This is a genomic window from Stutzerimonas nitrititolerans, from assembly GCF_003696285.1.
Taxonomy (GTDB): Bacteria; Pseudomonadota; Gammaproteobacteria; order Pseudomonadales; family Pseudomonadaceae; genus Stutzerimonas; species Stutzerimonas nitrititolerans.
The window spans coordinates 66,836-91,101 of the sequence record NZ_RFFL01000009.1; the positions used below are offsets into that span (position 1 = coordinate 66,836).

The following is a 24,266-nucleotide window of genomic DNA, read 5'->3' on the forward strand; positions in this document are numbered from 1 at the left end:
GGCATGAAGGTTTTGATTACCGGGGCTAATGGTTTTGTCGGCCAGAATCTCATCGCACACTTGGGCGAACGCACCGACATTGACGTGCTGTGTTTTACCCGTGAGGATTCACTGGCGAGTTTGCGCGACCTGGTTGCGCAGGTGGAATGTGTTTTTCATCTGGCCGGAGTCAACCGCCCGCAGGATCCGCAGGAGTTTCAGGTTGGCAATACCGATTTGACTCGTGCGCTGTGCGAAGCCATCAAGCTCTGTGGCCGAAAGATTCCAGTGCTTTACACATCCTCCAGCCAGGCCGAGCTGGAAAATCCTTATGGCAGTAGCAAGCGTGATGCAGAAGAGGCGTTGCTGGAGTTGCAGACCACTCAAGGTTCGCCCGTTCACCTGTTCCGTTTACCCAATGTCTTCGGGAAGTGGGCGCGCCCAAATTACAACTCTGCGGTAGCGACATTCTGTCATAACATCGCCCGCGACCTGCCAATCCAGATAAATGATCCCGCTGCGCGCATCAGCCTTGTCTATATCGATGATGTGATTCGGTATTTCATTGCAGTAATGGACGGCAAGGTGGCTAGTGAGCCATTCGTCAGTGTCGAACCGCAGTACAGCATTACCGTTGGCGAACTGGCTGATCAGGTGCATGCCTTTCGTGATAGCCGCACCTCCATGGTCACCGAGCCGGTGGGCACCGGGCTGGTCAGGGCGCTATATTCCACCTACCTGAGCTATCTGCCGCCCGAGCGCTTTACCTACGAGGTGCCGAAATACGGTGATCCGCGTGGTGTGTTCGTGGAAATGTTGAAAACCAAAGACTCGGGGCAGTTTTCTTTTTTCACGGCTCATCCTGGCATTACGCGAGGCGGGCACTATCACCATTCCAAGACGGAAAAATTCTTGGTCATCAAGGGGCGGGCTTGCTTTCGATTCCGGCACATCGTGACTGGTGAGTTTTATGAGCTGTTCACCACCGGCGATCAGCCGGAAATTGTCGAAACCGTACCGGGCTGGACCCATGACATTACCAACGTGGGCGACGACGAAATGATCGTGATGCTGTGGGCCAACGAAATTTTCGACCGCGAACACCCGGATACCTATGCTCGCCCGGTCGGCACCGAAGCCTGAGTTGAAGGCAGGAACTGCGATGAAAAAATTGAAAGTTGTAACGGTGGTGGGTACTCGTCCGGAAATTATTCGCTTGTCTCGGGTGATGGCTAAGCTGGATGAGCATTGTGAGCATGTTCTGGTGCACACCGGCCAGAACTACGATTACGAACTGAACGAAATTTTCTTCCAGGATCTGGGCATCCGCAAGCCGGATCATTTTCTTAATGCTGCAGGTGCCAGCGGTGCGGAAACCATCGGCAACGTGATCATCGCAGTGGATCGAGTACTGGCCGAAGTGCAGCCCGAAGCGCTTCTGGTTCTGGGTGATACCAATAGCTGTATGGCGGTGATTCCTGCCAAGCGCCGCAAGATCCCGACCTTCCATATGGAAGCGGGCAATCGTTGCTTCGATATGCGCGTGCCGGAAGAGATCAACCGCCGCATCGTCGACCACACTGCAGATATCAATCTGACCTACAGCACCATTGCGCGCGACTATCTGCTGCGTGAAGGCTTGCCGCCGGACATGGTGATCAAGACCGGCAGCCCGATGTTTGAAGTGCTCAACCACTATCGTGACGGCATCGAAGCATCCGATGTGCTGGAGCGTCTGGGCTTGCAGGCGGGTAAGTTCTTTGTGGTCAGTGCGCACCGCGAAGAGAACGTCGACTCGGACAAAAACTTCCTCAAACTGGTAGATGTGCTGAACACCGTGACTGAGCACTATGACTACCCAGTAATCGTTTCCACCCACCCGCGCACGCAAAAGCGCGTGGATGCCATGGGCGTAGAGTTTCACGCCAATGTTCGCCTGCTCAAGCCTCTGGGCTTCAAGGACTACAACAAGCTGCAACTGACCGCCAAGGCCGTATTGTCTGATAGCGGCACCATCAATGAAGAGTCCTCGATCCTCAACTTTCCAGCGCTGAATATCCGTGAAGCGCATGAACGCCCAGAAGGTATGGAAGAAGCTGCGGCAATGATGGTAGGTCTGGAAGTCGAACGCGTCATGCAAGGCCTGCAGATTTTGGAAGGACAGGCTCGTGGCAATGAGCGCAGTCTGCGCTTGGTCAGCGACTACAGCATGCCCAACGTGGCCGACAAGGTAGTACGGATCATCCATAGCTATCGCGATTATGTAATGCGTACCGTCTGGAAGAGGTACTAAGCAGGATGGCTATCCGCGTACTCCTGCTCACCCAGTGGTTTGATCCCGAGCCGACCTTCAAGGGACTAGTGTTTGCCCGCGAGCTGGTCAAGCAGGGATTCGAGGTTGAGGTCGTCACTGGCTTTCCCAATTACCCGGGCGGCAAACTCTATCCAGGCTACAAGCTCAGGCTGCTGCAGCGGGATGTCATTGATGGGGTCCAGGTGACGCGGGTGCCACTATATCCGAGCCATGACCAAGGGGCCGTTGGGCGTGTGCTCAACTATGTGACCTTTGCCGCCGCCTCGCTGTTTTACGGGCTTTTTGCTGCCAAGCGTCCGGATGTGATCTATGCCTACCATCCACCGCTCACAGTAGGGATAGCTGCTGCATTGATTCGCATGTTCCGCCGTGTCCCGGTGGTCTACGACATTCAGGACATGTGGCCGGATACCCTGCGAGCGACTGGCATGTTCTCTAACGAAAAGGCGCTGAAGATCGTTTCAAGGGTTTGTGACTGGGTCTACCGCAGAATGGATCAGCTGGTTGTTCTGTCCCCCGGTTTCAAGCGTTTGCTGATTGAGCGTGGAGTATCGGAGAACAAAATCGAAGTAATTTACAACTGGTGTGCAGAGGGTTCGCTTAGCGCCCCGATAGGTGGCCTGCCAGGCGCATTTCCTAGTCCAGATAAGTTCCGCATCCTGTTTGCCGGCAATATGGGCAAAGCACAAGCTTTGGATTCAGTACTGCACGCTGCAGAACTTTTGCAGCAAAAAACTGCTGAAGTGACCTTTGTATTCCTTGGTGGTGGTGTGGAAGTTGAGCGCCTGCAGCAACTCGCGACCAACCTGGCGCTGAGCAACGTGACTTTCCTGCCTGCAGTGCCAATGTCTGAAGTAGGCAGCTATCTACTTGCTGCGGATGCGTTGTTGGTCCATCTGAAGAAAGATCCGCTATTTACCATCACAATTCCGTCCAAGACGCAGGCGTATATGGCAGTCGGTAAAGCGATCTTAATGGCTGTAGATGGCGATGCTGCAGATCTAGTACGCGACGGCGGATGCGGAAAAGTTGCCGAGTCGGAAAATCCGCAAGCTATTGCCGAAGCAGCCCTGGCTTTGATGAGCGCCAGCCAAGATGAGCGCAACGCCATGGCTGAAAACAGTCGACGCTTTTATCAGGAAAAGCTCTCTCTCAAGGTTGGAGCGGGACGCTTTGGTGAAATATTCAAAAGACAGACCTTTCAGTAAAGTTAGATTGTGCACGATTAATTGATTAATTTTATAAGAAGCTAGTATGACTATTCTCGTTATTGCCCCTCATGCCGATGATGAAGTACTTGGTATGGGGGGCACCATTGCACGCTTTGCTTCGCAGGGCCAAAAAGTCGTAATCGCTGTGATGACAGGCCATGGTGAATCTCCGCATCCCATCTGGCCTAGGGAAATGTGGGATAAGGTTAGGGAAGAGTGCCGTGCATCGGCAAAAGCGCTTGGTGCTGCTGAGGTTATCTTTCTGGAACTGCCTGCCGCCTGCCTTGATGTAACGCCTGCCTGGAAGATCAACAGTGCTGTTGAAAAGGTCATCGCACAAGTTTCCCCAACTGTAATTTATGTGCCATTTGCCTATGACTTGCACAAAGATCACGGCTCCATTGCCTATGCGGTCACCGTTGCTGCTCGACCCTATTTGAGCCGAGCGAAGACGGTGGAAAGGGTGTTGGCTTACGAGACTCTCTCAGAAACACATTTAGCTCCGCCTTACCTTGCGCCTGCATTTCAACCCAATGTCTTCGTGAATATAACTGAAACACTAGACACAAAATTGAATGCGATGCGCGCCTATGAGAGTCAGTTGCAGGAAGACCACTTGCCGCGCTCCATTGCCGCGTTGAAAGCCTTAGCTACCTTGCGAGGTACCCATATAGGTTGCAATGCAGCAGAAGGTTTTGTATTGCTTGGTGAATATGTTCGATGATCTATAAGGTATACACAAAGAGGATTGTTGATATTCTCTTCAGTTTGACGGCCTTGAGCATGGCTTGGCCTATAATCGCTATTTCGATTTTAGCAATAAAATTAAGCTCGGAAGGTCCAGTTTTTTTTACTCAGAATCGAGTCGGTTTGAATGGTAAAACGTTCAGAATTTACAAGTTAAGAACGATGTCTGTGGATATTAATCGGAAGATTAGACAAACGAGCCAAGCTGATTCAGAGGTTTTTGGAGCAGGTAAAATTCTGAGACGTCTGAAAATCGACGAACTACCACAAATTTTTAATGTGTTGATCGGCGATATGAGCATGGTTGGTCCAAGGCCCTGCCTTGAGGTGACAAAGCAAGAGATGCCTGAGTGGGCACTGCGGCGTTTTGAGCTACGGCCTGGCATGACTGGACTGGCTCAAGTAAGCGGTAATGTTTCTCTCTCTTGGCAGAGGCGCTGGGAGTTTGATGTTTGTTATGTTGAAAAATGCTCCTTTGCAACTGATGTCAGAATCATATTGAAGACGCTCTTCGTGGTGTTGTTTGGCGAAGATCGTTTTAGGAGTGCATGATGAAGATTGCGGTAATTGGAGGCGTCTCTTCAACAAGGGTTTTGATTGAAAAGCTTTTTCAGCATGGCTTCCATGAAGTGCGTGTGTGGGGGTATTCCCCTGAAGATAACTCCTTGGTTAGTGGGTGGTCCGATCTAAAAAGCGTTTGCGAGCGTTTCGGATTTCGATATTCACCTTTTTTGCGGGTGTCTTCTTGCCAAGAGGAAATTGCTCAATGTTCGCCGGATTTGATTTTTGCTGTAGGGCTTTCTCAGATAATCTCTGAAGAACTTATCAGTATTCCTCGCTTAGGTTGCATTGGCTTTCATCCTACTGCTCTGCCTAAAGGGCGTGGCCGGGCTGCAATCACATGGCTGGTATTGGAGCGTATGGATGGAGCGGCAAGTTTTTTTATTTTAAGGTCAGGGGTCGATGATGGCCCAATCGTGGCGCAAGAGCCATTTGAGGTTGACGAAAACGATGACGCAAAAAGCGTCGAGAAAAAATTACTGGTTGCAGAAAAAAAAGCTCTCGATACTTGGCTGCCCAAGCTGGCTTCCGGTGAGATTGGTGGTGTTGAGCAGGATCATTCTCAGGCCTCTTGGTATGGACGTCGTTCTCCAGAGGATGGTTGGATTGATTGGAAAGTAACTGTAGATGAGCTGCTTCGGTTAATTAAGGCGTCAACAGCGCCCCATCCTGGAGCTTATACATTCCATGAAGACTCTATAATCACCATTTGGTCCGCAGAGCTAAATAGCAGTGCTCAAAAAGGTGTAGTAGGACGAATACTGCAGGTTTTCCCAGATCAGACCTTTTTAGTTCAATGCAATGATGGCCTTTTACGTGTAACACGATGGCAGGCAACTAATTCTTGGCTGCCAAGGGTTGGCATAAGGCTTGGTTACTATACTGAAGCTGAAGTCTATCTGTTGAAAAAGAAATACTCTGAGTTGGAAGAACGTATTGCGATACTCGAAAAGCTAGCTCTAGCTGCCTCAAGTGATGCGAAATGAAAAAGCTGGCGATCCTAGGTGCTAGCGGCCATGGCAAGGTAGTCGCGGATACTGCTGAATGTTGTGGTTGGCAATCAGTAGAATTCTTCGACGATGCATGGCCGAGTATTCAAAGAAATAGCGTGTGGCCGGTTTTGGGCGATACGGTTGCTATTCTGGAAAAGCTGGCTGACTTCGATGGCGTATTGGTTGCGATTGGAAACAATCGGATTCGCTATGCTAAATTGCTTGAATTGCGGGCAATGGGCGGGCGGCTAGTGACGCTGATTCATCCCGCCGCCATCGTTAGTCGTTACGCTGAGATTGCCGAGGGAACAGTTGTATTCGCCGGTGCCGTGATTAATGCGGGTGCCGTTATCAAGCCAGGCGCTATTCTTAATACCGGATGCAGCGTCGACCACGATTGCGTGCTGGGGAATGCTGTCCATATCAGTCCTGGTGCCCGGTTGGCTGGTGGTGTGCATGTTGGCGACGAAAGTTGGGTCGGTATTGGGTCTAGCGTGCGTCAGCTGACAAACATTGGTCAGCGTGTGGTTGTGGGAGCTGGTTCAGCTGTAGTCAGCGATATTCCAAATGACATGGTTGTCGCCGGTGTACCGGCAAAAAGGTTGAGGTAACAATGCTTAATACACCGTTTTCTCCTTGGCCAAGCTTCAGCGAAGAAGAAGCCAATGCCGTTCGCGACGTGATACTTTCGAATAAGGTCAACTATTGGACCGGGCAGGAATGCCGTGAATTCGAGAAGGAATTTGCCACATGGGCCGGAACCGAATATGCGGTTGCCTTGGCTAACGGCACGGTCGCGCTGGACGTGGCGTTACAGGCGTTAGGTATCGGCTCTGGTGATGAGGTTGTCGTTACGCCACGCACCTTCCTTGCTTCAGTTTCCAGCATCGTCAATGCCGGTGCCGTACCGGTATTTGCCGACGTGGATAAAGACTCTCAGAACATTACCCCTGAGACCATTCGTGCTGTTCTAACCCCACGTACCCGTGCGGTTGTTTGTGTGCATCTGGCTGGTTGGCCATGCGATATGGATCCGATAATGGCCTTGGCGGCTGAGCATGACCTCAAGATTATTGAGGATTGTGCACAAGCCCACGGGGCGCGTTACAAAGGGAGGCCAGTTGGGTCCATTGGGCATGTCGGTGCCTGGTCGTTCTGTCAGGACAAGATCATGACAACCGGAGGCGAGGGGGGGATGGTTACTACGGATGACCGCTCACTCTGGAAGCGTATGTGGTCCATGAAAGATCACGGAAAGAGCTGGGATGCAGTGTATGAGCGCCAGCATGCTCCCGGCTTCCGTTGGTTACATGAAAGTTTCGGTACCAATTGGCGAATGATGGAAGTTCAAGCCGTTATAGGACGTATACAGCTACGACGGATGGGCATTTGGCATGCAAGCCGTTTAGCTAACTGCGAGCGTATCTGGTCTGCTGCCAAGGCTTTAAGGGGACTGCGCGTGCCAGATATTCCGGGAGCGATTCTTCATGCCGGGTACAAATGTTATGTCTTTGTCGAGCCCGGAGAATTGTCTGAGGGCTGGAGTCGGGATCGAATTCTGAATGAAATATCGGCAAAGGGTGTTCCCTGTTTTTCAGGTTCCTGCTCCGAGGTTTATTTGGAAAAAGCGTTTGACAACACGGGGTGGCGGCCTGCGAATCGTCTGGAGATTGCCCGTGAGTTGGGTGAAACCAGCCTGATGTTTCTGGTACATCCGACGCTAACGGGAGCTGAAATCGAAAAGACCTGCGCGGTGATTAAAGAGGTTATGACCGAAGCGACAGTGCGCTCTGACCTTCCCATCAAGTGAGGTAATGGTGTTAAGACTTGCAGAGAAGCTGCGTGCTCGTCTGGTACGGCTGCCACGCCGGCAGAAACGTGCCATACAGGTATCGACTGATGTGCTATTGGTCTGGCTGGCACTCTGGCTGGCTTTTTTTCTTCGTCTAGGGGAGTCCGATTTTGTCGAGCCACTTGGGGGACATGCCTGGCTGTTCGGCGTAGCACCGCTGGTCTCAATTCCCTTCTTCATCCGCTTCGGCATGTACCGAGCGGTAATGCGTTATTTCGGCAATGACGCCCTGATGGCTATCGCAAAGGCAGTTACCCTTTCCGCCCTGTTGCTTGCCTTGGCTGTTTATTGGCGCAGTGATGCGCCCAAGTTGATACCGCGTTCGATGGTATTCAACTATTGGTGGTTGAGCTTGGTCTTGATCGGCGGTCTGCGCCTGGTGATGCGACAGTACTTCATGGGTGACTGGTTCTCCCCGGATTCGCTCATGAAGTTCAAAGGTCGCGATGCGAGTTTACCCAAGGTGGCGGTTTATGGCGCCGGCGCGGCGGGAAACCAGCTGGTCGCGGCCTTGCGCCTGGGGCGCGCGATGCGTCCGGTTGCGTTCATCGACGATGATCCCAATCTGTTCAACCGCACCATTGCCGGTTTGCGAGTTTATTCGCCCAAGCATATTCAGCAGATGATCGATGAAACGGGTGCCGATGAAATTCTGTTGGCAATCCCTTCGGCGTCGCGTGGCAGGCGGCGTGAAGTGCTGGAGACGCTGGAGCCTTATCCACTTCATGTTCGCAGCGTGCCGGGGTTCATGGACCTGGCCAGTGGCCGGGTGAAGGTCGAGGATATCCAGGAAGTGGATATCGCGGATCTGCTCGGGCGTGATGCAGTGCCACCGCAGCAGGCGCTGTTCGAGCAGTGCATTATCAACAAGGTCGTGATGGTGACCGGTGCGGGCGGCTCGATTGGCTCGGAGCTGTGCCGGCAGATTCTGGCGAACAAGCCTCGCACGCTGCTGTTGTTCGAACACAGCGAATTCAACCTTTACAGCATTCACATCGAGCTGGAGCGGACGGTCGAGCGGGCTTCGCTACCGGTGAGGTTGGTGCCGATCATGGGCTCCATCCGTAATCCCGAGCGCCTGCTGGACGTGATGCGCACCTGGCAGGTGGAGACGATCTATCACGCAGCGGCGTACAAGCATGTGCCCATGGTGGAACACAATGTCGCGGAAGGCGTGCTTAATAATGTGCTTGGCACCATGAACACGGCCCAGGCGGCGGTGCAGGCCGGGGTGGCCAACTTCGTTCTGATCTCTACTGACAAGGCTGTGCGGCCCACCAACGTGATGGGCAGTACCAAGCGTGTGGCGGAGATGATTCTGCAGGCGTTGAGTCGTGAAACTGCGCCGGTACTTTTTGGCGCTGATGACGCGGTACATCACGTCAACAAGACGCGCTTCACCATGGTGCGTTTCGGTAATGTGCTGGGCTCCTCGGGCTCGGTGATTCCGCGCTTCTACCAGCAGATTCGCAACGGTGGGCCGGTGACTGTGACCCATCCGAAGATCACCCGTTACTTCATGACCATCCCCGAGGCCGCGCAGTTGGTCATCCAGGCTGGCTCCATGGGGCAGGGTGGTGATGTGTTCGTGCTGGATATGGGGCAGCCGGTGAAGATTGCCGAGCTGGCCGAGAAGCTGATTCATCTGTCCGGCCTGAGCGTGCGTTCGGAAAAGAGCCCGCACGGGGATATCGCGATCGAATTCACTGGCTTGCGGCCCGGGGAAAAGCTGTACGAGGAGTTGCTGATCGGCGATAACGTCAGTGCTACCGAACACCCGATGATCATGCGGGCCGACGAGGAATACTTCACCTGGGATGTGCTCAAGGGCTTGCTGGCTCGGCTGCTCAAGGCTGTGGAGGACGATGACTATCCCCAGGTTCGTGTGCTGTTGCGCGAGGCGGTGAGTGGTTATGTGCCCGAAGGGGAAATCGTGGATCTGATCTATCAGCAGCGTCGGGTTGGGCCAGGGGAGTAGGGGGTCTTTGTGGTGGGAGCTTTCACCCTCTCCCCCGACCCCTCTCCCGTCAAGGGAGAGGGGAGATGGAACTTGTGCCCACCCGGAGCATGGGCGCGATCAGCTGGCTTCTACGTGGGCGAGTGCCTGGCCTGTAGGAGCGAGCTTGCTCGCGATCCGGGTGTAGAGCTTCGCTTAAACCAGGTTACGGTCATGGGCCGCATCGCTGTGTGGGGGCGCGAAAGATATGCCTTCATAAGCAATTTCCGTTGATTTTGCCTCCTGATCAACTCGATCAGCCATCGGCGCGCTCGGTCGGCGGTTCCACGGTGTGATCTTCGTCCAGCAGTGCACGCCGGGCTTCAAGCCCCTGCTGAGCAGCTTGCTCGATGAAGTCGAAGACTTCCTCGCTTGCGATGTATTGGAACTGCTTGCGGCAGTTCTTCGATATCACCCCGTCATTGGAGAGGCACATCATGACTAACTTGGAGAGTTCGCTGCCTCGCACGTCAAACCTCTCGTCTACGGCTTTGTAGAGGGTGTCAAAAGCCTCCAGGAAGGCTGTCTCCTCACGAAGATCGACTTCAAGCGCATGCTTGGCCATCTGGAGTGTGAATAGCACACAAGGCGTGGCGTCCCAGTATCGGTAGAGTGCATCCGAGCCTTTGAAATCGAGAGTGATCGTGTCGGCATCGATCCACTGAACATCCCAGAAGTCCCGCACCGGGCGGGAAAAGGTCTGTAGTGTCTTGAGGTAGAGACTCTCGGCATCTTTCATCGCCACCGATACAGGCAGCAGCAGGCCATTTTCAAGCGCGCCTGCCCGGCAAAGAGCCTGGTGGATGAGAAAACGAGACAAGCGGCCGTTGCCATCCATGAACGGATGAAGGAACACGAACCCGAAAGAGATGATCCCGGCCGCAACCAGTGGATCGATCTGCGTCGGTGCCTCATTGGCGAACCGCATCAGGCTCTCCATCAATTCACGGCAGAGTTCAGGAGGTGGGGGCACGTAGCTAATCCCGGCCGCTCCCCGGATACCGCTGGCTCCGAGGTGGTTCTGCTGGTGCCGGAAAGCGGCTGCAAGATCAAACGGGTTCGTCACGGTGGAGTTCTGCAGCGCGACCAGGTAATCCTCAGTGAGCGGCTGACGATCATGGGCCTGTCGCAGCAGCTGGATGAACCGACGCGACTTGTCCTGAGTGGGCGCTTCTCGCTCGATTGCGAAGGAATCCTGGGTTTCGTGCAGGTAGGCCCAGTGAATGGCACGGTCCATCATCAACGGGGGCAGCGATCCAATGAACGCCCTGGCTCGGCCAGGGATGTCGTGCCCCAGCAGCTCGGTTATTGCCGGGGACCGTTCAACGGTGGCGCAGTAGGTGAGATCACCGAGGCCATTGAACTCAATACGCCATTTCGAGTTCCGGGCGCCGCTGCGGGTGATGTATTGCGCCGGCTCGAACAACTGGATGAACTTCCCTCGCACGGGCGCATGCTGTTCAATTTCTTTGCCGATGAACGCTTCCCATAAATAACAGGCCTTTCGGATGTATACCCCGTTTGGCGATCGCTTCAGTGCAGCCTCGAGTTCGATGGCCGGGATGCGCGGCAGCACCTGGGCGAGAATCGAAAGGTTGATTCCCTCATGCTTCAGGGCGAAGAGTACGTTCCCGAGCAGGTCATCCGCATCAGGCGCCAGCTTCGGCGGCACAGCCAGAGTGTGTGCGATCTTCTCGATCCGCGTGGTCGGCTGTACCAGGGCGGGGCATGCCACCGGTACCGCGGTGATCGGTAATCGTTCTTGCAGTAGCGCATACCCTACATTTCGCATGAACCTTTCCTTGTGCTTGGCCCTGGCCGGCAATATTTCCTTCTCTGGGAAAAGAAAATATTTAGTTTTAGAGGTTATGCCGATTTTTTATTCACTTCCAGTGCTGAGCCGGCCGTGAACCGCCCCGGGCTTGGCTGCGCATGTGTCGTGGCAGCCATCACATCGGTGGAAAACGCTGCGCGGTTTTCCCACCCTACGGATTACGCCTTCGGCTAATCAGGCTACGGTCCTTGGCCGTATCGCTGTAGGGTGGTGCCGCGAGAAATATACCGTCGAGACGCATCTTCCGTTGATTGCGCACGGTTAATTTGACGCTAACCATACAATTTCTACGGTGACTGTGGTGGATTCCTTACAGGCTTTACGCACCCTCGGCCCGGCCCCGGCCCCGGCCCCGGCCCCGGCCCCGGTTCTGCATTCGACGTTAGTGTCGATGCTGAGGGATTATAAAACTCCGAACAACAAGATCGCTCCAGAGCGCGAAGCTGGACGTCATCCGTTTTCTGGCCGATCCTTCTTCGCTCGATATATGGTCTGTTGAGTATTTCTCTCAGCTCGTGGATCGGCTCGGCTGAGGATTGTCGCCTTGGTACGAACCTGCTACGTAGGGCCGAATTCATTCGGCCACGTCTCTGCAAAGGCCGAACAAGTTCGGCCCTACGGGTGCGGGGCCGTCATGAATGTGCTTCGGTCCCACCGCTCACGGCCAGCTACGTAAGGCCGAATTTATTCGGCCACATATCTGTAAAGGCCGAACAAGTTCGGCCCTACGGGGCTGCCATGCAGATGCTTGGGTTCCATTGTAGACAGGGACAGGATCAGAGCGCGACGAGCCCCGCCTGTTGCACCAGTTCCAGCAACGGCTGCGGATAAACCCCCAGGAAGAACGCCAGCACCGAGATGGCCAGCAGCATCACGCCCCCGGCGCGCTGCCCCCAATTGATCGGGGCATCGTGGCGGCGCATGCCCGGCTCGACCAGGTACAGCGTCACCATCACCCGCAGGTAATAGAACAAGCCCACGGCGCTGCCGATGATCAGCGCGCCCAGCAACCACCACAGCTGGGATTCGACGCCGGAGGCGATCACGTAGAACTTGCCGATGAAGCCTGCCGTCAGCGGGATGCCGGCCAGCGACAGCATCATCACGGTGAGCACGGCGGTGAGGTAGGGGCGGCGCCAGAACAGCCCGCGATACTCGTAGAGCGCATCGGCATCGCGACCCTGGAAGGGGCTCGACATCAGGGTGATCACACCGAAAGCACCCAGGGTGGTCAGCACGTAGGTCACCAGGTAAACGCCGATGGCCTCCACGGCCAGGCCCTTGCTGGCGATCAGCGCTACCAGCAGGTAGCCGAAGTGAGCAATCGACGAGTAACCCAGCAGCCGCTTGAGGTTGCTCTGGTTCAATGCCAGCAGGTTGCCGATCAGGATCGAGGCGATGGCGATCAGGCTCAGCGCATCGTTCAACCAGCCGCCGCTCGTGGCTGGCGACAGTTGATACAGACGCAGCAGCACCGCGAATACCGCCACCTTGCTGACGGTGGCCAGGAAGGTCGCCACCGGGGCCGGCGCGCCTTCGTAGACGTCTGGCGTCCACAGGTGGAAGGGGGCCAGCGAAAGCTTGAACCCGAGGCCGATCAGCATCATGCCGATACCCGCTTGCACCAGTACAGACGAGCCTTGCGCGGCCAGGCTGGCACCGAGACCGGCGAAGCTGAGGCTGCCCGATTCGGCGTAGAGCAGCGCCATGCCGAACAGCAGGAAAGCGCTGGCGGCGGCGGACAGCACCGTGTATTTGATGCCGGCTTCCAGCGAGCGCTTGTTGAAGAAGGCATAGGCGACCAGCCCGTACACCGGCACCGAGAGCAGCTCCAGGCCGATGAAGAAGCCGGCCAGGTGCTGCGCGCTGACCAGCACCAACCCGCCGGCGGCGGATAGAGCCATCAGCAGATAAAGCTCTTCGCGGTTGCCCGGGAAGCCGTCGGCACCGGCTTTCTCGCCCAGGTAGGCATGAGCCAGTGTCACGCAGGCCAGTGTCGCGACCAGCACCACGGCGCTGTAGAAATAGGCGAAGGCGTCCAGCCGCAGCAGCGGCGTCACGTCCAACGGCGCGACCCGCAGCGCCGGCACTATGGACACCAGGGCGAGCGTGAGACCCACCGACGTGATGACGAAGCTGAGCCCGTGATTACGTCGCCAGGCGATGGCCAGCATCACCGCGATGGCGGTGGCGCCGGTGATCAGCAAGGGCAGCAGGGCGATGAAGTGTTGCTGTGTGAATTCCATGGCGAGACTACCGGGCCGAAACTGTTGGGGTGAAAGCGGTATCGATCCATTGCTGCACACCGTTCATGGTGGCGAGCGAGGTGTCGAACACCGGCTGCGGATAGACGCCGAGCAGTACCAGCAGCACAGCCAGCAGCAGCACCATGCCGATCTCGCGTGCGTCCAGGCCTTGCAGTAGCCCTTCGGCCTTGGTCGGTCCGAAGTAGGCGCGGTGGATCATCGCCAGTGAATAGATCGAGGAGAACACCAGACCGAAGGTGGCGATCACCACCACCCATGGGGAGTTGGCGAAGGCGCCGAACAACACCACGAATTCACCAATGAAGTTGCCGGTGCCGGGCAGGCCCAGCGAGGCGGCGGCGAAGAACAGGCTCAGTGGTGGCAGCCAGGGCAGACGCGACCACAGGCCACCCATCTCGCGCATGTCCCGCGTGTGCAGGCGCTCATAGAGCTGGCCGCTGAGGATGAACAGCGCCGCGGCCGAGAGGCCGTGAGCGATCATCAGCACCACCGCGCCCTGCAAGGCGAGTTCGCTGCCGGAATAGATGCCGATCAGCACGAAGCCCATGTGCGACACGCTGGAGTAGGCGATCAGGCGCTTGATATCGGTCTGCGCGAACGACAGCACCGCGCCGTAGAAGATGCCGAGCAGGCCGAGGCCCATGGCGATGGGCGCGAAGTCCATCGAGGCTTCCGGGAACAGCGGCAGGGCGAAGCGGATCATGCCGTAGGCGGCGGTCTTCAGCAGGATGCCGGCCAGGTCGACGGAGCCGGCGGTGGGCGCCTGAGCATGGGCATCGGGCAGCCAGGAGTGCAGCGGCACGATGGGGAACTTCACCGCGAAGGCGATGAAGAAGCCCAGCATCAGCAGGTACTCGACGCCCGGCGCCAGATCGGCCTGCAACAGCAGCTGGTAGTCGAAGGTAAGCACGCCAGTATTGTGATAGTTGACCAGCACCAGACCGAGGATGGCCACCAGCATGATCAGGCCGCTGGCCTGGGTGTAGATGAAGAACTTGGTCGCCGCGTTGATCCGCGAGCGCTTGCCTTCCGAGCTGTGACCCCAGAGCGCGATGAGGAAGTACATCGGCACCAGCATCATTTCCCAGAAGAAGAAGAACAGAAACAGGTCCAGGGCGAGGAACACCCCGACTACGCCGCCGAGAATCCACATCAGGTTGAGGTGGAAGAAGCCGACGTGGCGCTGAATTTCCTTCCAGGAGCAGAGCACCGAGAGCACGCCAAGCAGGCCGGTGAGCATGATCATCAGCAGCGACAGGCCATCGAGCGCCAGGTGCAGGTTGATGCCGAAGCGCTCGATCCAGACGTGCTTGAATTCCACCGCCCAGTTGGCCTCGGCGCCAGGCGCGGGGGCGAGCTGGTAGTTGCCGCCCGCCCACAGCCAGAGGCCGAGCGCGAGCAGCAGCGACATGGTGAGCAGGGCGATCCAGCGCGGCATGCTCTTGTCGAAACGTTCGACGAACCAGCAGAGCAGGCCGCCGATGAAGGGAATCAGGATTAGCCAGGGCAGAATCACGATTTCGAGTCCTTGCGCAAATTCAGAGCAGAACGATGCCGAGCAACAGCACGGCTCCGCCAACGATGGACAGGGCGTACCAGCGCAACTGGCCCGTTTCGCTGCGGCTCAGCAGCACATGGCTGCCCCGTGCCGTACGCGGTACCAATCCGATGGTGGCGTCGATGGGGTCGCGGCCCAGCAGGCGGGTGAGCCAGAGGTAGGGCTGCACGAAAAGCTTGTCGTAGAGCCAGTCGAAGCCCCAGGCGGCGTACCACCAGGCCGAGAGGAAACGCCCCGGCGCGCTTTGCGCGATGGCGCTGGCCACGCCGCGCTTGCCGAGGAACAGCAGCGCCGCGAGCAGAATGCCGGCCAGGGCGATGGCACCGGAGGCGATCTCCAGGCTGTGCTTGGCTTCACCACCGGCATGGCCGACGCTCTGCGGCAGCACGCCGGCCAGCGGCGGCACGATCATCGCGCCGAGGAAGGTGGATAGCACGATCAGCACCACCAGCGGCAGGTTGTGGGCCAGGCCGCGCCCGGCATGCGCCTCGGTCTTCGCCTCGCCGTGGAAGGCGATGAAGATCAGGCGGAAGGTGTACAGGGAAGTCAGGAAGGCCCCGAGCAGTCCTGCGTACAGCAGACCGCTGTGGCCACTGGCGAAGGCTTCCCAGAGAATCTCGTCCTTGGAGTAGAAGCCGGCAGTGATCAGCGGCAGCGCCGCCAGTGCCGCGCCGCCGACGATGAAGCTGGCGTAGGCCAGCGGCAATTTCTTCCACAGCCCGCCCATTCGGAAGATGTTCTGCTCGTGGTGGCAGGCGTTGATCACCGAACCGGAGGAGAGGAACAGCAGCGCCTTGAAGAAGGCATGGGTCATCAGGTGGAAGATCGCCGCGTCCCAGGCACCGACGCCCAGGGCCAGGAACATGTAGCCGATCTGGCTCATGGTCGAGTAGGCGAGGATGCGCTTGATGTCGGTCTGCACCAGCGCGGCGAACCCGGCCAGTACCAGGGTCACGCCACCTACGATGCCCACCAGCTCCAGCACGTCCGGCGCCAGCAGGAACAGGCCGTGGGTGCGGGCGATCAGGTAGACGCCGGCGGTGACCATGGTCGCCGCGTGGATCAGTGCGGAAACCGGCGTCGGGCCAGCCATTGCGTCGGCCAGCCAGGTCTGCAACGGCAGTTGCGCGGACTTGCCCACCGCGCCGCCCAGCAGCGCCAGGGTCGCCAGGGTGATCCACAGGTCGCCTTCGGCGAACTTCTGCGGTGCCAGCGTCAGCAGTTCCGGGATGTTCAGCGTGCCGAGCTGGACGAACAGGATGAACAGACCGAAGGCCATCAGCACGTCGCCGACGCGGGTGACGATGAAGGCCTTGAGCGCGGCGTTGCCGTTCTTGCGTTCCTTGAAGTAGAAGCCGATCAGCAGGTAGGAGCACAGCCCCACGCCTTCCCAGCCGAAGTACAGCAGCAGCAGGTTGTCGCCCAGCACCAGCAGCAGCATGCTGAAAATGAACAGGTTGGTGTAGGCGAAGAAGCGCGAATAGCCCTCTTCACCGCGCATATACCAACTGGCGAACAGGTGGATCAGAAAGCCCACGCCGGTGACCACGCCGAGCATGGTCAGCGACAGGCCGTCCAGATGCAGGCCGAAGGCGACGCTGAAGCCGACCACGTCCAGCCACTGCCACAGGTGCTGGCTGAACACGCCGCCCTCCGGTGGCGAGGTGTTGAACTGCCAGATGCACAGCGCGCTGATCAGCGCCGACAGGCCGACCGAACCGACACCGATCACGGCGGCCAGGTTTTCGGAAATACGCCCGCGTGAGAAGGCCAGCAGGAAGTAGCCGAGCAGCGGGAAAACGAAGGTCAGGAATAGTAGGTTCATCCGCGCATCTCGCTTGCAGCGTCGACATCGAGGGTGTTGAAGCGGCGATACAGCTGCAGCAGGATCGCCAGGCCGATGGCGGCCTCGGCGGCGGCCAGGGTGATCACCAGGATGAACATGACCTGCCCATCCGGCTGCGCCCAGCGGCTACCGGCCACGACAAAGGCCAGGCCGGCAGCGTTCATCATCACTTCCAGGCTCATCAGCATGAACAGGATGTTGCGCCGCACCATCAGGCCGACCAGCCCCAGGCAGAACAGCACGGCGGCGATGGCCAGGCCGTGCTCCATTGGAATCGAATGCATGGCTTACTCCTTCGCCTCGTGGCGGCCCAGGTGGAAGGCGGCGACCAGTGCTGCCAGCAGCAGCATGGAAGCCAGCTCGACGGCCAGCAGGTAAGGCCCGAACAGGGCGATGCCGACCTCCTTGGGGCTGACGGTGGTCAGGCCGGCCGGTGCGTATTCCGGCGCCGAGAACAAGGCCCAGAGCAACTGCGCCAGCAGGATCGCCGCCAGCAGCGACGGGCCTATCCAGACGCGCGGCGCCATCCAGGCGCGCTCCTGGCCGGCGGTATTGCGACCCAGGTTGAGCATCATCACCACGAACACGAACAGCACCATGATGGCGCCGGCATAGACGATGATTTCCAGCGCGCCGGCAAAGGGCGCGCCGAGGGCGAAGAAGCACATCGACACGGCCAGCAGTGAGGTGATCAGGTAGAGCAGGGCGTGCACCGGATTGCTGCCGGTGATCACCCGCAGCGTGGCAACCACCGCCACGCCAGCAGAAAAGTAGAAGGCGAATTCCATCAGCAGAACCTCAAGTCAGGCGCGAACTGCTCCCTCTCCCGTCGGGAGAGGGTTGGGGTGAGGGAGGAATGTCCCTGGCGGCTCCGAGTCATGGCAACAACCCCTTGACGTTGATCGGCTCGGCTTCGTTCTGCGCGGCACCTTTCGGCTTGCCGGCGATGGCCAGGCCCGAGACGCGGTAGAAGTTGTAGTCCGGGTATTTCCCGGGGCCGGAGATCAGCAGGTCTTCCTTCTCGTACACCAGGTCCTGGCGCTTGTATTCGCCCATCTCGAAATCCGGCGTCAGCTGGATCGCGTTGGTCGGGCAGGCCTCCTCGCAGAGGCCGCAGAAGATGCAGCGCGAGAAGTTGATGCGGAAGAACTCAGGGAACCAGCGGCCTTCGTCGGTCTCGGCCTTCTGCAGCGAGATGCAGCCCACCGGGCAGGCCACCGCGCAGAGGTTGCAGGCCACGCAGCGCTCTTCGCCGTCGGGGTCGCGCGTCAGCACTATGCGACCGCGGTAGCGCGGCGGCAGGTAGACCGGCTCTTCCGGGTATTGCAGGGTGTCGCGCTTGCGGAAGCCGTGGCTGAAGATCATCACCAGGCTGCGCAGTTGGGTGTAGGTGCCGTGGAGCACCGCGCCAATGTACTTGAACATCGAATTCTCTCCTTACTGGGCCGCGGCCAGCACGAGCGCGCCGGTCACCAGCAGGTTGATCAGGGTCAGCGGCAGGCAGAACTTCCAGCCGAAGGCCATCACCTGGTCGTAGCGCGGGCGCGGCAGCGAGGCGCGCAACAGCACGAACAGCATGATGAAGAAACCGGTCTTGATCGCGAAATAGAAGAACGACAGCCAGGGCAGGGTATCGAGGAAGGGGCCGTGCCAGCCGCCGAAGAACAGCGTGGTCAGCAGCGCCGAGATGGTCACGATGCCGATGTACTCGCCGACGAAGAACATGCCCCATTTCATCCCGGCATATTCGACGTGGTAACCGTCGGCCAGCTCCTGCTCGGCCTCCGGCTGGTCGAACGGGTGGCGGTGGGTGACCGCGACGCCGGCGATGAAGAAGGTACAGAAACCGAGGAACTGGGGAATGATGAACCACAGATTCTGCTGCTGATACTCGACGATATCGCGCATGTTGAACGAGCCGACCTGGGCGACGATGCCCATCAGCGACAGCCCGAGGAACACCTCGTAGGACACCGTCTGCGCCGAGGCGCGCAGGGCGCCGAGCAGGGCGAACTTGTTGTTGCTCGCCCAGCCGGCGAACAGCACTGCGTACACCGTGAGACCGGCCATGGCGAAGAAGAACAGCAGGCCGATGTTCAGGTCCGCCACGCCCCAGGTCGGGGTGACTGGCACGATAACGAAGGCCAGCAGCAGCGAGCTCATCGCCACCACCGGTGCCAGGGTGAAGATCAGGCGGTCGGCGAACGGCGGGTTCCAGTCCTCCTTGAAGAACATCTTCAGCATGTCGGCAGCCAGCTGGAACATGCCGAATGGCCCGACCCGGTTGGGGCCGTAGCGGTCCTGCCACCAGCCCAGCAGGCGGCGCTCGACGAAGCTCAGCAGGGCACCGCACACCACCACCGCCAGCATGATCACCAGCGCCTTGATGACGGCGATGATCACGTCGATCACTTCGGGAGTCAGCCAGCTCATCGCGACGCCTCCAGTTCAGTGGCCAGGCAGGTGCCGTTCAATACCGGAATGCCTTCGAGGCCGACCGGCAGGCCGACCAGGCCGAGGCTTAGGGATTCATCGATGCGCACCGGCAGCTGCAAATGCCGATCGGCGACCCGCAGGCTGAGCAGCGTGCCTTCGGCCACTCCAAGGCGCTGGGCTTCGGCTTCGGCCAGGGCGACATAGGGCTGCGGAATGCGGCTCTGGATCGGTGCGGCGAGCGCGGTGGTTTCCTCGCTGCCGAACAGATGATGCAGCGGCACCACCTGCCAGCTGCCAAGCGCGGGGGCGAAGGCGGCGGGGGCGGATTTCCAGGTCAGATCCTGGCGGGCGTCGTCGAGCAGGCGCACACCGGGGTCGCCGGCACGCAGATGACCGCCGACCTCGTCCTGGAACTTGTTCCAGGCCTGTGGCGAGTTCCAGCCTGGCGACCAGGCGAAAGGAATCTGCTGACGATCCTCCTTGCTGCCGGAATAGCCTTCCATGGAATAGGCGAACGGCGAGTCCTGGTCCTGCGGCTGACGCGGTTCGTGCACGCTGATATTGGCGCGCATGGCGGTACGGCCGCTGTAGCGCAGCGGCTCGCGCGCCATCTTCAGGCCCTTGATGCGGAACGAGGAAAGCGGCGCGGCAGCCAGAATGCCCTGCAGTTGCGGGTTGGCCGCGGCGCAATCGGCGGTGGCCTGATCCAGGTTGGTCCAGTCCACGGCCTTGCCCTGCAACGTGCACTGCAGCGCGTGCATCCAGCGCCAGCCTTCGCGTACCAGGATCTTGCCGTCGTAGTAACTGGGCTCGAAGACCTGGAAGAAGCGCTGCGCGCGGCCTTCCTGGCTGACCAGGGTGCCATCGGCTTCGGCGAAGCTGGCGGCAGACAGCACCAGATTGGCCTTGGCGGTGGTGGCGGTCTGCTGATGATCGGCGACGACGACGGCCTTGGCGGCGGCCAGTGCCTTATCCACCTTGCTTTGCTCGGCGCGGCGGTAGAGGTCGTTTTCCAGCACGATCACGGCCTCGGCAGTACCGGCGATCAGCGCATCCAGCGCGGCATCCGCGGATTCGCCACCGAGCAGCGCCACGCCGAGGCTGTTGGCTTCGGGGACGATTAGGCTGAGGGAGGCGTTCTTCTGGCGATTCTTCAGCGCCTGGGCGATGTTGCCGGCGGCTTCGATCAGGCTCTTTTCGCCCAGCGAGGCGCCGCTGATCAGCAGCGGGCGTTTGGCGGCGAGCAGAGCCTCGGCGATCCGCTGCACCAACTCGCGGGCTTCGGCTTCCAGACCGTCGACGGCTGGCGCGCTGGGGTCGATGGTGTGGGCCACGGCGAAGCCGAGACGGGCCAGATCGGCCGGCGCGGCATGCACGCTCTGTTCGGCGATGTCGTCGAGACGGGTTTCGCTGGCGCTGGCGATGAACACCGGATGCAGGGCGTTCTGGGCAACGTTCTGCACCGCCGCCACGTGCCAGTCCTGGATCTTCATCGAGGCGGCGATCTCTGTGGCCTTGCCCTTGGCGGCCTGGCGCACGGACAGTGCCATGCGCGCGGCCGTCTGGGTCAGGTCCTCGCCGAGAATGAACACCGCATCGTGGCTTTCGATGTCTCGCATCGTCGGCACCGGCAGCGGGCCGTTCTGCAGCAGTTGGCGGATCAGCCGGATATTCTCCAGCTCGTTGGCGGCGATGCCGCTGTAGAAGTTCTCCGCACCGACCAGCGCACGCAGGGCGTGGTTGCTTTCCAGGCTGGCGCGTGGCGAGCCGATGCCGATCACCCGCTTGCCGCGAAGCAGCTCGGCGGCGCTGTCCAGGGCGGCGTCGATGCCGAGCCTGTCCGCACCCAGCAGCGGCTGGCGTGGGCGATCGCTGCGGTTGACGTAGCCGTAGCCGAAGCGCCCGCGGTCGCAGAGGAAGTAGTGGTTCACTTCGCCGTTGAAACGGTTTTCGATGCGGCGGATTTCGCCGTAGCGCTCGCCGGGGCTGATGTTGCAGCCGGATGCGCAGCCGTGGCAGATGCTTGGCGCGAACTGCATGTCCCACTTGCGGTTGTAGCGCTCGGAGTGGGTCTTGTCGGTAAACACCCCGGTGGGGCAGACCTCGGTGAGGTTGCCGGAGAACTCGCTTTCCAGCACGCCGTCTTCGACACGGCCGAAATAGACGTTGTCATGGGCGCCGAATACGCCGAGGTCGGTGCCGCCAGCGTAATCCTTGTAGTAGCGCGTGCAGCGGTAGCAGGCGATGCAGCGGTTCATCTCATGGGCGATGAAAGGGCCGAGTTCCTGGTTCTGGTGGGTGCGCTTGGAGAAACGGTAACGGCGCTGGTTGTGGCCGGTCATCACCGTCATGTCCTGCAGGTGGCAGTGACCGCCTTCCTCGCACACCGGGCAGTCGTGCGGGTGGTTGATCATCAGCCATTCCACCACGCTGGCGCGGAAGGCCTTGGCTTCCTCGTCTTCGATGGAGATCCAGCTGTTGTCGGTGGCGGGCGTCATGCAGGACATGACCAGGCGACCGCGGGTGTCGTTCTCGTCGCTGTACTGCTTGACCGCGCACTGGCGGCAGGCGCCGACGCTGCCCAGCGCCGGGTGCCAGCAGAAATAGGGAACATCGAGGCCGAGGGACAGACAGGCCTGCAGCAGGTTGTCCGCCCCATCGACTTCGTAGTCTTTGCCGTCTACGTGGATAGTGGCCATTTCTAGGTCTTCTCATCCCGCTTGCGCGGGTCTGGCTAATAGGAAATCTTTCGCTAGAGGCTGAAGGCTCGAGGCTGGACGAGGTGCGAGTCGCTTTTTCGTCCAGCCTCTAGCCTCCAGCGTCTTTTAATTCGTCAGCGCCAGTTGCGGCGGTGCGTTGCTCGCCTGGGCGACGCCCGCCTCGAACTCCGAGCGGAAGTACTTGATCGCGGCGCCCAGCGGTTCTACCGCGCCGGGTGCGTGGGCGCAGAAGGTCTTGCCCGGGCCGAGGAAATCCACCAGCCGCAGCAGGATGTCCAGGTCCTGGCGTGTGCCCTGGCCGCGCTCCAGCGCGCGCAGGGTCTTCACGCTCCAGGGCAGGCCGTCACGGCACGGCGTGCACCAGCCGCAGGATTCGCGGGCGAAGAACTCTTCCATGTTACGCAGCAGCGAGACCATGTTGATGGTGTGGTCGACGGCCAGCGCCAGGCCGGTGCCCATGCGCGTGCCGACCTTGGCGATGCCGCCGGCGTACATCTGCGCCTCGAGGTGCTCGGGCAGCAGGAAACCGGTGCCGGCGCCGCCGGGCTGCCAGCATTTGAGGGTGTAGCCATCCTTCATGCCGCCGGCGTAGTCCTCGAACAGTTCGCGCGCGGTGATGCCGAAGGGCAGTTCCCAGATGCCGGGGTTCTTCACCTTGCCGGAGAAGCCCATCAGCTTGCTGCCGTGGTCTTCGCTACCGGGTCGGGCGAGCGACTTGTACCAGTCCACGCCGTTGCCGATGATCGCCGGCACGTTGCACAGGGTTTCGACGTTGTTGACGCAGGTCGGTTTGCCCCAGACGCCGACGGCGGCGGGGAAGGGCGGCTTGGCGCGTGGGTTGGCGCGGCGGCCTTCCAGCGAGTTGATCAGCGCGGTTTCCTCGCCGCAGATGTAGCGGCCGGCGCCGGTGTGCACGAACAGTTCGAAATCGAAGCCGCTGCCGAGGATGTTCTTGCCCAACAGGCCGGCGGCCTTGGCTTCATCGATGGCGCGGTTGAGGTTGCGCGCCGCATCGACGTATTCGCCACGCAGGAAGATGTAGCCGCGATAGGCCTTGAGCGCGCGGGCGCTGATGATCATGCCTTCCACCAGCAGGTGCGGCAGCTGCTCCATCAGCAGGCGGTCCTTCCAGGTGTTGGGCTCCATCTCGTCCGCATTGCACAGCAGGTAGCGGATGTTCAGCGATTCGTCGGCGGGCATCAGGCCCCACTTCACGCCCGTGGGGAAGCCCGCGCCGCCACGGCCCTTGAGGCCGGATTCCTTCACCGTCTGCACGATGTCGGCCTGGGCCATTTCGGCCAGCGCCTTGCGCAGCGCGGCGTAGCCGTTCTTCTGGCGATATTCGTCGAGCCAGACCGGCTGGCCGTCGTCGCGCAGGCGCCAGGTCAGCGGATGGGTTTCTTCGCTACGGGCGGTGCGGTTGGCCGGACCGAAGGATGCCAATTGCTTCATGACGCTCATTGATAGGCCTCCAGCAACTGGGCGACGCCGCCGGGCTGAACGTCACCGAAGGTGTCGTCGTCGATCATCAGGGCCGGGGCCTTGTCGCAGTTGCCCAGGCAGCACACCGGAATCAGCGTGAAGCGGTTGTCAGCCGTGGTTTGGCCTGGCTCGATCCCTATTTCATTCTTGATGCTGTCCAGCACGCTTTCATGGCCGCCGATGTAGCAGGTCATGCTGTCGCAGACGCGGATGATGTGGCGGCCCACCGGAACGCGGAATATCTGACTATAGAAGGTGGCCACGCCTTCGACGTCGCTGGCCGGGATGCCGAGGATGGCGCCGATGGCATCGCAAGCGCCGTCCGGCACCCAGCCGCGGGCCTTCTGCACGATCTTCAGGGCTTCGATGCTGGCAGCGCGCGGGTCTTCGTAATGGTGCATTTCGTGCTCGATGGCCGAGCGTTCGGTTTCGCTGAGGACGAAACGGTCAGTCTTGATCAGAGTGCTCATA

20 protein-coding genes are annotated in these 24,266 nt (G+C 59.4%); 9 read left to right on the top strand and 11 right to left on the bottom strand.

The window, feature by feature from the left end:
- The first annotated feature begins 3 nt into the window (after window positions 1–3).
- Genes wbjC through EA795_RS12725 form a run of 9 tightly spaced genes read left to right on the top strand, consistent with a single transcriptional unit; the run spans window position 4 to window position 9,634 of the window.
- Window positions 4–1,122 (top strand): UDP-2-acetamido-2,6-beta-L-arabino-hexul-4-ose reductase, encoded by a 1,119-nt coding sequence (gene wbjC / locus EA795_RS12685; protein ID WP_122077667.1) that lies wholly within the window; start codon window positions 4–6, stop codon window positions 1,120–1,122.
- 19 nt (window positions 1,123–1,141) lie between these two features.
- The gene (gene wecB / locus EA795_RS12690; protein WP_122077670.1) at window positions 1,142–2,272 is read left to right on the top strand and encodes a non-hydrolyzing UDP-N-acetylglucosamine 2-epimerase; all 1,131 of its coding nucleotides are present in this window, start codon (window positions 1,142–1,144) and stop codon (window positions 2,270–2,272) included.
- Between the two features lie 5 nt (window positions 2,273–2,277).
- The gene (locus EA795_RS12695; RefSeq protein ID WP_122077673.1) at window positions 2,278–3,501 is read left to right on the top strand and encodes a glycosyltransferase family 4 protein; all 1,224 of its coding nucleotides are present in this window, start codon (window positions 2,278–2,280) and stop codon (window positions 3,499–3,501) included.
- Window positions 3,502–3,547: 46 nt separating this feature from the next.
- Window positions 3,548–4,228, top strand: a complete 681-nt coding sequence (locus EA795_RS12700) for a PIG-L deacetylase family protein (RefSeq protein WP_122077675.1) — start codon at window positions 3,548–3,550, stop codon at window positions 4,226–4,228.
- Complete coding sequence (locus tag EA795_RS12705; protein ID WP_122077677.1) at window positions 4,225–4,803, top strand: sugar transferase; 579 nt, start codon at window positions 4,225–4,227, stop codon at window positions 4,801–4,803. Before EA795_RS12700 ends, EA795_RS12705 begins: the two co-directional genes overlap by 4 nt.
- Window positions 4,803–5,798, top strand: a complete 996-nt coding sequence (locus tag EA795_RS12710; RefSeq protein WP_158601306.1) for a methionyl-tRNA formyltransferase — start codon at window positions 4,803–4,805, stop codon at window positions 5,796–5,798. Before EA795_RS12705 ends, EA795_RS12710 begins: the two co-directional genes overlap by 1 nt.
- A complete protein-coding gene (locus EA795_RS12715) occupies window positions 5,795–6,415 on the top strand; it encodes an acetyltransferase (RefSeq protein WP_122077681.1) in 621 nt (206 codons plus the stop codon). The genes EA795_RS12710 and EA795_RS12715 overlap by 4 nt, the downstream gene beginning before the upstream one ends.
- 2 nt (window positions 6,416–6,417) lie before the next feature.
- Window positions 6,418–7,614 (top strand): DegT/DnrJ/EryC1/StrS family aminotransferase, encoded by a 1,197-nt coding sequence (locus EA795_RS12720; RefSeq protein ID WP_122077683.1) that lies wholly within the window; start codon window positions 6,418–6,420, stop codon window positions 7,612–7,614.
- 4 nt (window positions 7,615–7,618) lie between these two features.
- A complete protein-coding gene (locus tag EA795_RS12725) occupies window positions 7,619–9,634 on the top strand; it encodes a polysaccharide biosynthesis protein (RefSeq protein ID WP_122077685.1) in 2,016 nt (671 codons plus the stop codon).
- A gap of 274 nt (window positions 9,635–9,908) precedes the next feature.
- Here the strand turns inward: EA795_RS12725 and EA795_RS12730 are convergent, their stop codons facing one another.
- The 11 genes from EA795_RS12730 to nuoE form a co-directional block, all read right to left on the bottom strand.
- Window positions 9,909–11,444, bottom strand: coding sequence for a Fic family protein (locus EA795_RS12730; protein WP_122077687.1), 1,536 nt, complete (start codon window positions 11,442–11,444; stop codon window positions 9,909–9,911).
- An 818-nt stretch (window positions 11,445–12,262) separates the two neighbouring features.
- Complete coding sequence (nuoN, locus tag EA795_RS12735) at window positions 12,263–13,732, bottom strand: NADH-quinone oxidoreductase subunit NuoN (protein ID WP_122077689.1); 1,470 nt, start codon at window positions 13,730–13,732, stop codon at window positions 12,263–12,265.
- Between the two features lie 7 nt (window positions 13,733–13,739).
- A complete protein-coding gene (nuoM, locus tag EA795_RS12740) occupies window positions 13,740–15,269 on the bottom strand; it encodes an NADH-quinone oxidoreductase subunit M (protein ID WP_122077691.1) in 1,530 nt (509 codons plus the stop codon).
- A 22-nt stretch (window positions 15,270–15,291) separates the two neighbouring features.
- On the bottom strand, window positions 15,292–17,136 hold the full coding sequence (gene nuoL, locus EA795_RS12745) for an NADH-quinone oxidoreductase subunit L (RefSeq protein ID WP_122077693.1): 1,845 nt from the start codon (window positions 17,134–17,136) through the stop codon (window positions 15,292–15,294).
- Window positions 17,133–17,441 (bottom strand): NADH-quinone oxidoreductase subunit NuoK, encoded by a 309-nt coding sequence (nuoK, locus tag EA795_RS12750; protein WP_014852504.1) that lies wholly within the window; start codon window positions 17,439–17,441, stop codon window positions 17,133–17,135. The genes nuoL and nuoK overlap by 4 nt, the downstream gene beginning before the upstream one ends.
- Before the next feature lie 3 nt (window positions 17,442–17,444).
- Complete coding sequence (gene nuoJ, locus EA795_RS12755) at window positions 17,445–17,945, bottom strand: NADH-quinone oxidoreductase subunit J (RefSeq protein ID WP_122077696.1); 501 nt, start codon at window positions 17,943–17,945, stop codon at window positions 17,445–17,447.
- Window positions 17,946–18,033: 88 nt separating this feature from the next.
- Window positions 18,034–18,582, bottom strand: coding sequence for an NADH-quinone oxidoreductase subunit NuoI (nuoI, locus tag EA795_RS12760; RefSeq protein ID WP_058076039.1), 549 nt, complete (start codon window positions 18,580–18,582; stop codon window positions 18,034–18,036).
- A 12-nt stretch (window positions 18,583–18,594) separates the two neighbouring features.
- Window positions 18,595–19,590 (bottom strand): NADH-quinone oxidoreductase subunit NuoH, encoded by a 996-nt coding sequence (gene nuoH / locus EA795_RS12765; protein WP_122077698.1) that lies wholly within the window; start codon window positions 19,588–19,590, stop codon window positions 18,595–18,597.
- Complete coding sequence (gene nuoG / locus EA795_RS12770; protein ID WP_122077701.1) at window positions 19,587–22,292, bottom strand: NADH-quinone oxidoreductase subunit NuoG; 2,706 nt, start codon at window positions 22,290–22,292, stop codon at window positions 19,587–19,589. Before nuoG ends, nuoH begins: the two co-directional genes overlap by 4 nt.
- 126 nt (window positions 22,293–22,418) lie before the next feature.
- On the bottom strand, window positions 22,419–23,765 hold the full coding sequence (gene nuoF / locus EA795_RS12775) for an NADH-quinone oxidoreductase subunit NuoF (RefSeq protein ID WP_115028566.1): 1,347 nt from the start codon (window positions 23,763–23,765) through the stop codon (window positions 22,419–22,421).
- A 5-nt stretch (window positions 23,766–23,770) separates the two neighbouring features.
- Complete coding sequence (gene nuoE, locus EA795_RS12780) at window positions 23,771–24,265, bottom strand: NADH-quinone oxidoreductase subunit NuoE (RefSeq protein ID WP_115027919.1); 495 nt, start codon at window positions 24,263–24,265, stop codon at window positions 23,771–23,773.
- Window position 24,266 lies beyond the last annotated feature (1 nt).

What these genes read in the sequence shown, in the direction of transcription:
- wbjC (WP_122077667.1), top strand. Translation starts at nt 4, where the DNA reads ATGAAGGTTTTGATTACCGGGGCTAATGGTTTTGTCGGCCAGAATCTC.
- wecB (WP_122077670.1), top strand. Translation starts at nt 1,142, where the DNA reads ATGAAAAAATTGAAAGTTGTAACGGTGGTGGGTACTCGTCCGGAAATT.
- EA795_RS12695 (WP_122077673.1), top strand. Translation starts at nt 2,278, where the DNA reads ATGGCTATCCGCGTACTCCTGCTCACCCAGTGGTTTGATCCCGAGCCG.
- EA795_RS12700 (WP_122077675.1), top strand. Translation starts at nt 3,548, where the DNA reads ATGACTATTCTCGTTATTGCCCCTCATGCCGATGATGAAGTACTTGGT.
- EA795_RS12705 (WP_122077677.1), top strand. Translation starts at nt 4,225, where the DNA reads ATGATCTATAAGGTATACACAAAGAGGATTGTTGATATTCTCTTCAGT.
- EA795_RS12710 (WP_158601306.1), top strand. Translation starts at nt 4,803, where the DNA reads ATGAAGATTGCGGTAATTGGAGGCGTCTCTTCAACAAGGGTTTTGATT.
- EA795_RS12715 (WP_122077681.1), top strand. Translation starts at nt 5,795, where the DNA reads ATGAAAAAGCTGGCGATCCTAGGTGCTAGCGGCCATGGCAAGGTAGTC.
- EA795_RS12720 (WP_122077683.1), top strand. Translation starts at nt 6,418, where the DNA reads ATGCTTAATACACCGTTTTCTCCTTGGCCAAGCTTCAGCGAAGAAGAA.
- EA795_RS12725 (WP_122077685.1), top strand. Translation starts at nt 7,619, where the DNA reads ATGGTGTTAAGACTTGCAGAGAAGCTGCGTGCTCGTCTGGTACGGCTG.
- EA795_RS12730 (WP_122077687.1), bottom strand. Translation starts at nt 11,444, where the DNA reads ATGCGAAATGTAGGGTATGCGCTACTGCAAGAACGATTACCGATCACC.
- nuoN (WP_122077689.1), bottom strand. Translation starts at nt 13,732, where the DNA reads ATGGAATTCACACAGCAACACTTCATCGCCCTGCTGCCCTTGCTGATC.
- nuoL (WP_122077693.1), bottom strand. Translation starts at nt 17,136, where the DNA reads ATGAACCTACTATTCCTGACCTTCGTTTTCCCGCTGCTCGGCTACTTC.
- nuoK (WP_014852504.1), bottom strand. Translation starts at nt 17,441, where the DNA reads ATGCATTCGATTCCAATGGAGCACGGCCTGGCCATCGCCGCCGTGCTG.
- nuoJ (WP_122077696.1), bottom strand. Translation starts at nt 17,945, where the DNA reads ATGGAATTCGCCTTCTACTTTTCTGCTGGCGTGGCGGTGGTTGCCACG.
- nuoI (WP_058076039.1), bottom strand. Translation starts at nt 18,582, where the DNA reads ATGTTCAAGTACATTGGCGCGGTGCTCCACGGCACCTACACCCAACTG.
- nuoH (WP_122077698.1), bottom strand. Translation starts at nt 19,590, where the DNA reads ATGAGCTGGCTGACTCCCGAAGTGATCGACGTGATCATCGCCGTCATC.
- nuoG (WP_122077701.1), bottom strand. Translation starts at nt 22,292, where the DNA reads ATGGCCACTATCCACGTAGACGGCAAAGACTACGAAGTCGATGGGGCG.
- nuoF (WP_115028566.1), bottom strand. Translation starts at nt 23,765, where the DNA reads ATGAAGCAATTGGCATCCTTCGGTCCGGCCAACCGCACCGCCCGTAGC.
- nuoE (WP_115027919.1), bottom strand. Translation starts at nt 24,265, where the DNA reads ATGAGCACTCTGATCAAGACTGACCGTTTCGTCCTCAGCGAAACCGAA.